Source organism: Trichococcus ilyis, from assembly GCF_900109135.1.
In the GTDB taxonomy this organism is placed as follows: domain Bacteria; phylum Bacillota; class Bacilli; order Lactobacillales; family Aerococcaceae; genus Trichococcus; species Trichococcus ilyis.
This window is the reverse complement of the sequence record NZ_FNYT01000046.1, coordinates 1-12,428: the sequence shown is the minus strand read 5'-3', so window position 1 is coordinate 12,428 and position 12,428 is coordinate 1. Positions and strand designations below refer to the sequence as shown.

General features: G+C 44.1%; 9 protein-coding genes and 2 pseudogenes. 4 read left to right on the top strand and 7 right to left on the bottom strand.

What is annotated here, in order from left to right; genetic code table 11:
* Positions 1 to 294: 294 nt before the first annotated feature.
* Both BMX58_RS14015 and BMX58_RS14005 read right to left on the bottom strand, forming a co-directional pair.
* Positions 295 to 2,118, bottom strand: a complete 1,824-nt coding sequence (locus BMX58_RS14015) for a polysaccharide biosynthesis protein (protein WP_068624957.1) — start codon at positions 2,116 to 2,118, stop codon at positions 295 to 297.
* 802 nt (positions 2,119 to 2,920) lie between these two features.
* Positions 2,921 to 3,736, bottom strand: coding sequence for a trypsin-like peptidase domain-containing protein (locus BMX58_RS14005; RefSeq protein WP_084254048.1), 816 nt, complete (start codon positions 3,734 to 3,736; stop codon positions 2,921 to 2,923).
* A 219-nt stretch (positions 3,737 to 3,955) separates the two neighbouring features.
* Here BMX58_RS14005 and BMX58_RS14000 point away from each other — a divergent pair, with 219 nt between their 5' ends.
* Both BMX58_RS14000 and BMX58_RS13995 read left to right on the top strand, forming a co-directional pair.
* Positions 3,956 to 4,795, top strand: a complete 840-nt coding sequence (locus tag BMX58_RS14000; RefSeq protein ID WP_204243817.1) for a transposase — start codon at positions 3,956 to 3,958, stop codon at positions 4,793 to 4,795.
* Between the two features lie 130 nt (positions 4,796 to 4,925).
* Complete coding sequence (locus BMX58_RS13995; protein WP_084254049.1) at positions 4,926 to 5,603, top strand: transposase; 678 nt, start codon at positions 4,926 to 4,928, stop codon at positions 5,601 to 5,603.
* An 88-nt stretch (positions 5,604 to 5,691) separates the two neighbouring features.
* Here the strand turns inward: BMX58_RS13995 and BMX58_RS13990 are convergent, their stop codons facing one another.
* The 5 genes and pseudogenes from BMX58_RS13990 to BMX58_RS15095 form a co-directional block, all read right to left on the bottom strand.
* On the bottom strand, positions 5,692 to 6,033 hold the full coding sequence (locus BMX58_RS13990; RefSeq protein WP_068624964.1) for a hypothetical protein: 342 nt from the start codon (positions 6,031 to 6,033) through the stop codon (positions 5,692 to 5,694).
* 187 nt (positions 6,034 to 6,220) lie between these two features.
* Positions 6,221 to 6,511 (bottom strand): hypothetical protein, encoded by a 291-nt coding sequence (locus BMX58_RS13985; protein WP_068624966.1) that lies wholly within the window; start codon positions 6,509 to 6,511, stop codon positions 6,221 to 6,223.
* An 867-nt stretch (positions 6,512 to 7,378) separates the two neighbouring features.
* On the bottom strand, positions 7,379 to 8,305 hold the full coding sequence (gene galU / locus BMX58_RS13980) for a UTP--glucose-1-phosphate uridylyltransferase GalU (RefSeq protein ID WP_068624969.1): 927 nt from the start codon (positions 8,303 to 8,305) through the stop codon (positions 7,379 to 7,381).
* A gap of 136 nt (positions 8,306 to 8,441) precedes the next feature.
* A complete protein-coding gene (locus BMX58_RS13975; protein ID WP_068624970.1) occupies positions 8,442 to 9,608 on the bottom strand; it encodes a nucleotide sugar dehydrogenase in 1,167 nt (388 codons plus the stop codon).
* Between the two features lie 57 nt (positions 9,609 to 9,665).
* Positions 9,666 to 10,513, bottom strand: a pseudogene (locus tag BMX58_RS15095) (GDP-mannose 4,6-dehydratase); the annotation flags it as partial.
* A 95-nt stretch (positions 10,514 to 10,608) separates the two neighbouring features.
* On the opposite strand from BMX58_RS15095, the pseudogene BMX58_RS13965 reads away from it, so the two are divergent.
* Positions 10,609 to 11,569: pseudogene (locus BMX58_RS13965) on the top strand (IS30 family transposase).
* A gap of 609 nt (positions 11,570 to 12,178) precedes the next feature.
* Entirely contained in the window at positions 12,179 to 12,355 is a 177-nt protein-coding gene (locus tag BMX58_RS14795) for a hypothetical protein (protein WP_157077219.1), read from the top strand.
* Positions 12,356 to 12,428: the final 73 nt, after the last annotated feature.

The following is a 12,428-nucleotide window of genomic DNA, read 5'->3' as shown; positions in this document are numbered from 1 at the left end:
CTGTCTTTCCATTTGGGTACCTCCGTTATCTATGATAACTGAAGTATAAATGGAATTAATCATCCTGATAAGCTACCTGATTATTTGGCGCTTACGTTCGACCTCCCCACCACGCACTCTCCTCCGGTTAGCATTCGCTCCCCGGAGTTGAACTACCCGGCGCAACACCGTCTTCCGACGAGCGCTAGCTCCGTCGGAGTTAGCACGCAAAAAAACAAGCACACCCGCTGCCAGCAAAAATGCTGGTCCAAGCGGGTGTGCTTGTTTTACAAATAGATAGTTGCTTACTTAATCCTACACATATTCATTCGCAAACGCGATTACTTCATCGCGCAGCTTGTCGTTGCCCAAGCCTTCAAGCGATTCGACAAACTTCAAGACTTCTTTCCGGTCATACTTCGTCGCGTTGCCGACGAAGATCTTCTCGAAGACCCGATTGTCGGACAGCTGTCCATCAACCAGCAATTCCTCGTAGAGCTTTTCCCCAGGCCGGATGCCTGATTCCACAATCGGAATCTCAGCTTCCGTATAGCCGGACAGCTTGATCATCTTGCGTGCCAGATCAGAGATTTTGACGGGCTCACCCATATCCAGGATGAAGATTTCGCCACCCTTAGCCAGCACGCCGGCCTGCAGGACCAGTCGGCTGGCTTCCGGGATGGTCATGAAGTAACGGATCATGCGCATATCCGTGACGGTGACCGGGCCGCCGTTCTCGATCTGTTCCTTGAACACCGGAATGACGCTGCCGCGGCTGCCCAAGACATTTCCAAAGCGGACGGCGGCGAATTTGGTTTTGCCGGGTTCATTCAGCGAAGTGACCAGCATTTCGGCGATCCGTTTCGTCGAGCCCATGACGTTCGTCGGGCGCACCGCTTTGTCTGTGGAAATCATGACAAAGCTCTTCACGCCGGCTGCCTTGGCGGCTTCCGCCATGTTCTTGGAGCCGTGGACGTTGTTTTTGATCGCTTCATGCGGATTGTATTCCATCAGCGGCACATGCTTATGCGCAGCCGCATGGAAGACGTGATCGGGCTTGTAGTTTTCCATCACTTGGAAAATACGGTCACGGTCCTGGATATCCGCGATGACGGGTATGATTTCGATCGTGCGTCCATATAAGTTCTTCAATTCTTTATCGATCAGATAGATCGAATTTTCGCCGTGGCCAAGCAAAATCAATTTCTTCGGCCCGAATTTCGCGATTTGGCGGCAGATTTCCGATCCGATCGAACCACCGGCACCACTCACCAAGACGACTTCGTTCTCCAACTGCTCGGCGATTTTGGTACGGTCCAGCTGCACTTCTTCGCGGCCCAACAAATCGACCACATCGATGTTGCGCAGGCGGCTGACAGTCAGTTTGCCTTTCAGGACATCCTCGATCCGGGGCATCTGATTCACTTTCACATTGGCCTGGTTGCAGTATTCCAGGATGGCTTCCAGCTCCGTCGGTTTCAACGATGGAATAGCGATCGTCACTTGATCGATAGCAAATTCCTTCACCAATTCCGGAATGTCCTCCTTCGTACCGACCACCGGGATGTCGAACAAGCGCGAATTCGCTTTGTTCCTGTCGCCATCCACAATGCCGACGATTTCGATCTCACTCGGCTGGCGCAGAATGCTGTCGATGAAGATGCTGCCCCCAGCACCGGCCCCGACAACCAACGTCCGGACCATTTTTTCAGCAGGCAAACTGCTCTTCCTGAGCTTGCCATCACTCCACTCATGATAGAACCGCCAGAGCACACGCGAACCCGGAATGAACACCAGACTGAACATGTACATCAGGAAAATGTAGCGGAAACTGATCCCTTTGATGAAAAATAACGAAATGAGTGCCGAGATTGCATAAGAAGCCGTCATCAAAATCGTGGACTTTCCGACTTCATAGATGCTTGTGTAGCGGACGATCCTCGCAAATAAGTGACTCCGCAGCCCCAGCATAATGTAGCTGCCGATGCAGATGCTCACCATGACGTAAAAAAACGTATTCGGCGGTGCGATATAAGTCTGGATCAGCCAGTAGGCCAATATCGCGGATACGAAAATAAAAAATGAATCCAGTAAAATTAAAACAATCGATTTCTGTTTGCGTGACAACTTAAGCGTCATATTTCAATACTCCTCCTAAACAAACTCCCCTTACCTTTATATAACTTCCCACAACATCCCTTTTGGTCATAAAAATTCACCCGGGGCTTCGCATAAACGCTGTCCCCACTGTAGAATATTGTACTATATCATTCTTGAAATAACTATAAATATTTTACTGAAATTCCGGATTAATGATTATAGACAATTCCACGTCAGATGGAGTGTTCCAAAAATAAATTTGTTGTCAAAATCAGTGAGCAGTGATTAACAAATAGTGATTTATTTACACTATTCCGTTATGCAAAAGTATCTGATGAATTCAAACAAAATGCGCATAAAAAAATCGTCCATTGAACTTTAGAAACGATATTTCATACAAGTGAAAGCTTGATGGTTCATCATTTCTTTTTTTTGACACAACTTATACCTATTATAGTCCTTTCCCGACAGGTTTCTGGCATTATATTCCTATAGTCAAAATTCCCGCTGCCATCAATCCAACACATGAAATTCTTGGAGTTATACGTAGTTGTTTCATCAGAGATGCGGGGCAGCTCCGATGAGCAGGCTTTCACCGGAGCAGAGAATCCGAAAAGAGGCTTACCTCCGGTCAGCGTGGCTTCGCCGGAGGTGGGCCACGCTCAAACCGACCAGCTCCGGCCAGAACACTCTGATCGGAGCTGGGTCATCGGCGCGGAGTGTTTTATCCGGCAAGCCGGCGCTCTGCGGAGGGAGCGCCGCAGCCATACCTTGGGTATGTAGATAATACAAAAAGAGAAGCGCGTCCGCCATCTAAAGGCGATCGTTCTTCTCTTATCCGTCAGAATAATGCTTCCAGTTCCAGGAGGCGGTTGGATTTGATCACGCGTCCGAAGTTGATCGGCGGATGCGCTGAAGCTGATGCGGGAACGTCACTCTTCTTCGGCTGGCATTCCGGTATTGCCTGCGGACCTGCATAGAGCGTGCCCAGGAACAGGATACGGTCTTCATCAGGATAATACTTCCCGTCCCGATCGACGTAGCCATTCTGATCGAGGATGAACACCGGAGAACCGTTCGTACCCGACATAGCGGCAGCATCTATCAGGAATTCTTGCTTGCCGTTATAATCCATTCTGGGATGCGTGGCTGTCACGCCACTTCTTAAAACGGGCCTGTTGTTTACCGCATCCCATAGCCCATCAGGAAAGCCTGCCGTTACGATTTGTTCCATTGCGTCGAGCTCATCGAGTTGTTCATTCGTTGGAATCAATCCCATATCTATTACAGTAAAAAAAAGCTCAATGCCCTTGGATTCCGCTTTCTGGACAAGTGCGTCTATCGGTAACGCACACAAATCGACTGCGGAATCTGGATGCATCACCCACTTTTTTTCAAATTGTATTAACGATACTTTGTGCTGCCTTTTATCATCAGGCTCCCCTTCTTCGCTTTCTGTTGTAAAAACAAGGTTTCCCTTTTCGGCGCCTCTGATGATACTCTTGTTGGTGATGAGCGCGGTAATACCTGTACCTGTTTCTTCGTCCGTCTTAAATTCAACTACATATCCAGTCCCCGCCGTCACCTGATTATTTTTATCCGTACATTCGATTCTGACTGTTCCATAGGATACGAAATCAGTTAAGGTCAATTTCACATTTTTGCTCCTTTTCTCACGCATTTCTTGAAAAAACGATCGGTTGTGTACGCTTTTGGATGGCTCTCATGCTCGCAATAACCGGCTCTGTTCTTCGCATTCAGTGGCTCATTTCTCGGTTCTTCAGCAAAAAGACGTTTTTGATTGTGGAATAAATTCATTGATTTTATAATAAGAGCAAATGAACGACAGGGAGATTATTGAAGAGAAGAGTTTATCATGATGAAGCCTGTTGAACTTAACTTAGAAACGTTCTACCCGATGGAATCTCTGCAACTAATAAAGGTGAATGAAGACGAAGATACCATCGTGATTCACTTAAAATCTATCACATCTGCCTGTGGGTGTCCTCAATGCCAAGTGACATCAACTCACTACCATGGGACACATCGACGAACAGTCCAAGATCTACCGAAACTAGGTAAAAACGTCCAGCTGAAGATAACGACTCATGAGTATGAGTGCTTAAACTCCGCTTGTTCTGTTAGTACTTTTTCAGAAAACTTCGTGCACTTTTTAGATGCTCGCAGTCGGATGACCGAGCGATGTCAATCCTTTATTTGCGCTTTAGCCCTCGAAACAAGTGCCGAAGGTTGCGCAAAAATTTGTCATCAAATGGGTCTAAGTATTAGTGGGGATAGCGTTATTCGGCTATTACTTAGCAAATTTAATGAGCAGGATAAGGCATTTTTTGGGGATACCATAGGAATCGATGACTTTGCTTTTAAGAAAAGGTGTACATATGGGACCATCCTAGTCGATGAGGCAACGCATTTGCCAATTGAACTCTTAGCTGGTCGAGACGGCAGTACGTTGAAAGATTGGCTCAAACAAAATCCTCATATTAAGACCGTCACACGTGATCGTGCGAGCGCTTATGCCAAAGTTCTCTCGGAAGAATTGCCTGATGTGATGCAGATTGCTGATCGGTTCCATCTTCACCAGAATTTATTGACTGCTGTTAAAAAAGCGTTAAACCATTCTGTTCCTGCTTCCATTAAAATTTTGCATGATCAGCCGGATGCCTCACTTGAATCTGACTTAAAAAAAAACGACTGAACTCATTGCACCCGACAAATTCATCCTTAATCCTAAACGCTATCACTTAATTCAACAGATTCAAGGCCTTTTATCAGAGGGGTGTTCCAACAGTGAGGCAGCCCGTCGATTAGGTATTGGGAGAAGAACAGTGTCCAAATACGCCGAAGGCGACCCCAAGACATTATCCGAAATTGGTTTTCAATCTGGGCAGGTTGGGAAGTATCTGGCGGATTGTTTATTCTGCTTCAACCATGAGTTGTCTAAGAAAGAGACTATCGACTATATCACCCAGAAGGGGTGCCACGTTCCTAAGCGAACGGCTTATGAGTATTTATCCAAAATCGAAACAGCAGCAGAGAGAAAGTTTGCCCTCCATGGGCATTATAAGAATCGAACAACTGAACTTCCCCACCGTAAAGGATCGAAAGGCTGTCAAGCAGACTATGTGACACGGGAGATGATTTTTCGTTTTCTTTGGTTCAGTGAACCATTAGAAGAATCGCACCACGCATACTTATTTCAACATTATCCGATGTTATACGAAATAAAATTATGTATTCAATCTTTTCGACAAATCTACGAATGTGGGAATATGCCTTTCCTGTATCTGTTCATAGAGAAACACCTAGACAGCGGGATTGTATCCTTACAAGCCTTTGCGAAAGGACTGTTGAAGGATATTGAAGCGGTCGAAAATTCAGTGGCGTCTCCCTTTAGCAACGGTTTTGTCGAAGGCGTAAATAATAAACTAAAGATGATTAAACGAATAATGTATGGTAGAGGAAGTCTTCAACTATTACGGGCTAAATTAATGTTGAAAATATAAAAAAACGTCTTTTTGCGGAAGAACCCATTTCTCAGCACAGCAAGAGGCACAAACCGGACCACCGGCCGTGCCTCTTCCTTCTGTTCCTTTATGATAGCCTTTTTTCAAACGCTGATAACAGTGCTGACGGGATTGCTGATGCGGCTGCAGTAGGGCCACCTGGATTTGTTCGGACGGATAGTTTATGGTCCACGTCTTTGAGCAACAGATCCAGGAATGCTTGGTGGTAGACCTCTTTTTTGCGCCCAGGAATGCCTCTCATGAAGGCGGTCAGGTTTTCGAGGGCTTTGTTGAAATCATCTGCATCTTTATCCGTGTTGAATACATACTCCCGGCGCAGGTTCTCGTCCGTATTGAGGTAATAAAGAAAAAAGTTTCTGTCGTATCTGCTGACACCGCAATAGGGTGCAACCATCTTCAAATGAAACATATGATAGTTTTCCTCCAATAATTTTTTTACTAAAACGCTTTCATTCATCTTCGAATAAAATATCCGTGATCAGCTATTGCTCCAAGCGGTTGTTCATAATTGAGCATTCCATCGCATCAATGACTGCCTTAGTCACTTGTATCGGCAAAACACTGTTCAACCATCTACCCCAAGTAATTTGTAACCATCAGCTTGCTTCTTGCTCGTCCTCAGGAGTCGCCTCGTGTACGATCAATTTGTACTCTTTATCCTTGATAATTTGATCCAAAAATTCCAGATGATACAGTTCCTCTTTCCCTTTCGGTACGTTGATTATAAAAGCGTCCAAATTTTTAGCTGCATTGCAGAATTCCTGCGCATCTTGCGCATTGCCAAAAATATATTCCCTCGCCAAATCTTCCAACTCCAGATAAAAAACCTTTACCGTATCACCTTCCTTGTGCAAACCACAATAAGGTGAAATTACTTCAAACTCCATTTTGTATCCCCCGCTCAATTTTTTTGGACAAGCTAGCAAAAGTATACGCTTTCATTCGTTGTTAAAAATCAAACGTTAGTTTATAAACATACAATATCCCTAGGGAAAAGATCCTATATTTTCGCTTAACGATGACTAACGCCATTATTTTTCACTTTAAAATCAAGTTTATTCTTTTGGCTAACTAACCCTCAATTAGAATAACACAGGCTTTTCCAAAAGAAAAGCCCTTTTCTAAATATTTCAAATAAATGTTCCGTCGGCGTAATCAGCTTTTTCATCGCTGATTCAAGCGTTATTCAATAACATGTAGGCACCTGTAAGAGGATTCCCATAGAGCTTCTCCCCTTGCTCCACTGCAATTTGTCGGAGGTTTATTGCCCTCAAGTCACTCTCCTCTGGGCTAAATGAATGGCTCTCACGCTCGCATTCAGCGGCTCACCTTTCTGCCTGCACAGGCTCTATTGAACTGCAATATTCACAAAATTTCTTGTTCCTCATCGCGGATCTGAGAATCCGAAAAATCGATTACTCCAATCAGATGGCTTCAGCTAATCTCAGCCACTCGCACATACATCAACTCCGATGAAAGAATTCATAATAGCAGCTGGTTGGTCTGCGCGCGTGTGAGCGCAGACCAACTAGCACTTGTCGGAGTTGACGCCACTGACAACACCATCGGGTGTTTCTATCTGTAGAACATAACGAAGCACCGGCCGGGAATTAAATCCGACAAATGCCTCGAGTTTATGCTTGGATGTATGCTCGCAGTGTCTACCCTAAAAATATATACTTACTGAAATATTTACTGACCAACTTAAAAATGGCAGACACCAGAAAAACGGCGTTTTTCTTTTACACGTACTTCTACACTGCTGAAACGATCGGATCAGTCAATGTCTTATCACTTTCGATTTCGCCGGACAGTTCTTTCCCTAGCGCAATAATGAAGTCCTTCAGTTTGTCTTTGACTTCCGGATGTGTTAGGCCATAGTTGATACTGGTCGTCATGAACCCAAACTTATCCCCTACATCATATCGCGTGCCTTCAAATCGTTTCGCGAAGACACGTTGGGTTTGGTTCAAGGTATCGATGGCATCGGTTAGTTGGATTTCTCCACCTGCTCCGGGGGCCTGGTTCTCAAGAATCTCGAAGATTTCCGGTGTCAACAAGTAGCGACCGATAATGGCCAAGTTGCTCGGCGCTTCTTCGGCTTTCGGTTTTTCAACAAAGCGGCTGACATTGTACAGCCCCGGCTCCAGCTCGGAGTCAATGTCGATGATGCCATATTTGGAGGTTTCTTCCTGCGGCACTGCCATGACTGCGATATTCGATGCATGCGTGCGGTCATAAGCGTTGATCAGTTGCTTCGCCAACGGCACTTCATCCTGCATCAAATCGTCCCCAAGCATGACCACAAATGGCTCGTCGCCAACAAAAGCTTTCGCTTGCAGTACAGCATGTCCCAACCCTAACGGATATGATTGACGCACAAAATGGATACGCACGCCAGTTGACTCTTGAACCAACGCCAGCAGCTCGTCCTTGCCCTTCTCACGGAGATTCATCTCCAGCTCGACATTTGAGTCGAAATGATCCTCGATCGCGCGCTTGCTTTTGCCCGTGACGATCAGGATCTCCTCGATGCCGGACGCAATTGCCTCCTCAACGATAAACTGGATGGTCGGTTTATCGACAATCGGCAACATCTCCTTCGCCATCGCTTTCGTTGCCGGTAGAAAACGCGTACCGAACCCGGCCGCCGGAATCACTGCTTTTCTGACTTTTTGCATATGAACGATTGCTCCTTTAATATGGAATGAAATTATGCACTCAGTGCTTAAACTGTAATAGCGCTTACTCTTGATAAGATAAGTAATCCAGAACAAGCACACTACAGCCTATTCTGGATTCTTCATAATCTATTATTTAGTTCTCATGGAACAAATCTCTCGTATAAACCTTCTCTTCAACATCCTGCAATTCAGATGCAAAACGGTTTGATACGATAACATCAGACAATACCTTGAATGCATCCAAATCTCTTACCACGCGGGAATTGTAGAATGTTTCATCTTTCAATACCGGTTCATAGACAACGACTTCAATTCCTTTTGCTTTGATGCGCTTCATGATGCCTTGGATGGAAGATGATCTGAAGTTATCGGAATCAGACTTCATCGTTAAACGATAAATCCCAACCACTTTTGGATTACGTTGTATAATCATGTCAGCAACATGATCCTTGCGGGTGCGGTTGGACTCGACAATCGCTTGAATCAAGTTATTTGGCACATCTTCATAGTTCGCTAATAATTGTTTCGTATCTTTCGGTAGGCAGTAGCCGCCATATCCAAAAGATGGATTGTTGTAATGACTTCCGATTCTTGGATCCAGCCCTACCCCGTCAATGATGGATTTCGTATCCAATCCTCTTACTTCCGCATATGTGTCCAACTCGTTGAAGTACGCCACACGCAAAGCCAAGTAAGTATTCGCGAACAATTTAACCGCTTCTGCTTCAGTGGAGTCCATGAACAATACCGGGATATCTCCTTTGATTGCACCTTCACGCAGCAATTCCGCAAATTTTTCAGCTCGTTCAGATTGTTCCCCTACGATAATACGCGATGGATACAAATTATCATACAAAGCTTTGCCTTCTCTTAGGAACTCTGGTGAGAAGATAATATTGTCCACTCCGTATTTTTTGCGAATTTCTTTCGTGTACCCTACCGGAATCGTTGATTTAATGATCATGGTTGCTTCCGGTCTGTATTCCAAAACATCCTCGATGACGGTCTCAACAGACGATGTATCAAAGAAGTTTTTCTTTTCGTCATAGTTTGTCGGTGTAGCGATAACGACAAAATCAGTGTCTTTATAAGCTGCCGCTTTATCCGTTGTCGCCAGCAGATTCAACTCTTTCGTAGCCAGATACTCTTCAATCTCTTTATCGACAATCGGAGATTTCTTCTGATTAATCAAATTCACTTTTTCTTCTACAATCTCCAATGCAGCAACTTCATTATGTTGCGCAAAAAGGATGGCATTAGACAAACCTACATAACCTGTTCCTACAACCGTAATCTTCAAATTATACATCTCCCATTATCATATAATTTCTACTATATCTTAAATCTATGAAATCTTTTATTTCACCTTGTAGTAGTCCACATACCAATCAGCAAATTTTTGAAGACCCTCTTCAATGGAAGTTTCCGGCTTGAATCCAACTGCCGCTTGCAACAAATCGGTTGAAGCGTAAGTGGCGGGCACATCGCCCGGCTTGATTGGCTCGAACACTTTATCGAATACCACTTCCCTATCTAGGGATTTACTTAAGGCTTTTTCTAACGTCTCAATGAACACTATCAACTTCTCAGGATTGTTGTTGCCGATGTTAAAGACTTTGCTTGACACTTCATCCGTAGGTGGATTATCCAACAGACTCACAATCCCTTCCACAATGTCGTCGACATAGGTGAAGCCGCGATAAAGATCATGTTCAAAGTCCCCGTTATTGAAGATTTTGATGGGTTCGCCATTGAAGTACTCATTGGTGAATCCAAAATAAGCCATATCCGGTCTGCCCATTGGACCATACACAGTGAAGGACCATACACAGTGAAGGACCGTAATCTAGTAGAAGGGATCTTATAAAGATGGCTATATGTATGCGCCATTAATTCATTTGATTTTTTAGTCGCTGCATAAAGCGATACAGGATAATCGACAAAATCAATTTCCTCAAAAGGCACTTTTTTATTTGAACCGTATACGGAACTTGATGAGGCATATATAAGATGTTCCACCGGATAATGTCTGTAGGCTTCCAAAATATTGAAGAATCCAACAACATTGCTTTGCATATAGACATCTGGATTTTCAATAGGGTAACGCACTCCGGCTTGAGCAGTCAGGTACACTACAATATCAGGTCTATATTCCCCGAAGATTTTCATGACTAATTACTTATCTGAAATGTCGCCTTTTAAGAACGCCGATTGTAAAATTAAGCTAGACAAATAAAAGAGCCATTCGTGATACACTCAAGATGTAGTTCCGACCAAAGAATACATAGGAGTGATCACGAATGATCTACACCTATCTTACCACGGATGAACTGGTGATGATAGAGGCTTACTATCGCCAGTTCATCAAAGTTGCCAAAATTGCCGAGTATCTGAAACGATCCCGGACACACATCTACAACGTCATCAACTTCCTAAAAGAAGGCTATACGGCCCTTGAGTACTATCAACAGTACAAGGAAAACAAGAAGCGTTGTGGCAGACGAAAAATCGTCCTACCTGAGGATCAACAGGCCTACATCAAAGAAAATTTTGCCCAAGGCTGGACATCGGACATCATCATCGGTCGCAACGAGAAAACAATCAGTTGTTCCATGCGAACCCTTTATCGCTAGTTCAAGGAAAAGACCTTCGATGAAGCCACCCTTCCCATGAAGGGAAAAAGAAAACCGAATGGCCATCAAGAACGCAGGGGAAAACAGGCATTCAAGCGAAATATCGCAGATTGGGAGTCTGATTATCCTTCCTTCAAGGAAGAATTCGGTCACATAAGAAGGCGATACGATCGTTGGTGTTCACCACAAAAGTGTCGTTATCACATTGGTGGAACGCCTCTCCAAAGTCATCATCACCCTGAAGCCCGATGGGCGGAAGGTATCCGACGTTAAAAACGTCATGGATCGTTGTTTTAACGCCATACCGAAGCACCTGTTCAAGTCAATAACGTTTGATTGTGGAAAAGAGTTCTCCAATTGGAAGTCGTTAAGCAACAAACACGACATTTCCATCTATTTTGCCGACCCAGGTACACCAGCCCAACGCGGGTTGAACGAACATTCCAATGGTCTCCTTCGAAAAGACGGGTTACCTAAGGAAATGGATTTCAATCAGATGGACCAGCCTTTTGTCACTTCAGTCGCCGACAAAAGGAACAATATTCCAAGAAAGATATTGATTTATCAAACACCGTTGGAAGTATTTTTTAGTTACCTAGATGAATCAGTTTTTTCTAGCTTAAATTGACAAATCATATTTAAAAATAACTCTTATTTCTGAAAAATTCAAACCATCTTTTTTTCCTTTTGGATACTTCCGTAGGGGCATCCGCAAAACTGGAGCCCCGTTGGTCCAAATCTCCAGGCAAGGAAACAAAGGCAATTGGATGTTGCACTTATCCGATTTTGCCTGGGTCTGTGACCAGTTCGATGATTTCTCCTTCGGAATGTTTGCACTTGCCGTTTTGGCGATAATGGAGTATCGCTAAAATGAAGGGGGCACAAACCAGAAAGCGACCATTCACGCGCACTTGACAGCACAATCTTGCGAAAATGTTGCCTGATTATTGCAAATATTTCATCCAATGTGTGTCTTCTTCTCTCATGCCCTCATCAAAAAGCCCCAATATTGACCACCAATTCCTCACTTAAAGAAAAAAAGGGCCGCTCCCCAGACTTATCCCTATAATTTTACTATACTGGTTTTGGAATGACTATAAGTATTTTTGATATGACATTTTTCTAACACGAATGCTTCTGACACGAATACAAAAGTAAGCGCCAAATAATCAGGTAGCTTATCAGGATGATTAATTCCATTTATACTTCAGTTATCATAGATAACGGAGGTACCCAAATGGAAAGACAGCCGGACATTGTCCCTATTCAGTTAGATAGTCAAAACGACTTTGATCCAATGCCACACGAGCGAAAACTTGCTTTTGAAATAAAGGATATGGATCGAAACCGAACGGTTTCAGTATATCAAGGCATTGAAAAATACATCCTATACGCTTTATTGAAGGAGCTGTGATGGATGATTGTTGATTACACCAAGGTTAAGCACATTTATCTTGTTTGCGGAAAAACCGATATGCGTAAGTCAA

Bases quoted from the DNA above. Each gene is read 5' to 3' on its own strand.
- BMX58_RS14015 (WP_068624957.1), bottom strand. From the start codon at position 2,118: ATGACGCTTAAGTTGTCACGCAAACAGAAATCGATTGTTTTAATTTTA.
- BMX58_RS14000 (WP_204243817.1), top strand. From the start codon at position 3,956: ATGATGAAGCCTGTTGAACTTAACTTAGAAACGTTCTACCCGATGGAA.
- BMX58_RS13990 (WP_068624964.1), bottom strand. From the start codon at position 6,033: ATGTTTCATTTGAAGATGGTTGCACCCTATTGCGGTGTCAGCAGATAC.
- BMX58_RS13985 (WP_068624966.1), bottom strand. From the start codon at position 6,511: ATGGAGTTTGAAGTAATTTCACCTTATTGTGGTTTGCACAAGGAAGGT.
- galU (WP_068624969.1), bottom strand. From the start codon at position 8,305: ATGCAAAAAGTCAGAAAAGCAGTGATTCCGGCGGCCGGGTTCGGTACG.
- BMX58_RS14795 (WP_157077219.1), top strand. From the start codon at position 12,179: ATGGAAAGACAGCCGGACATTGTCCCTATTCAGTTAGATAGTCAAAAC.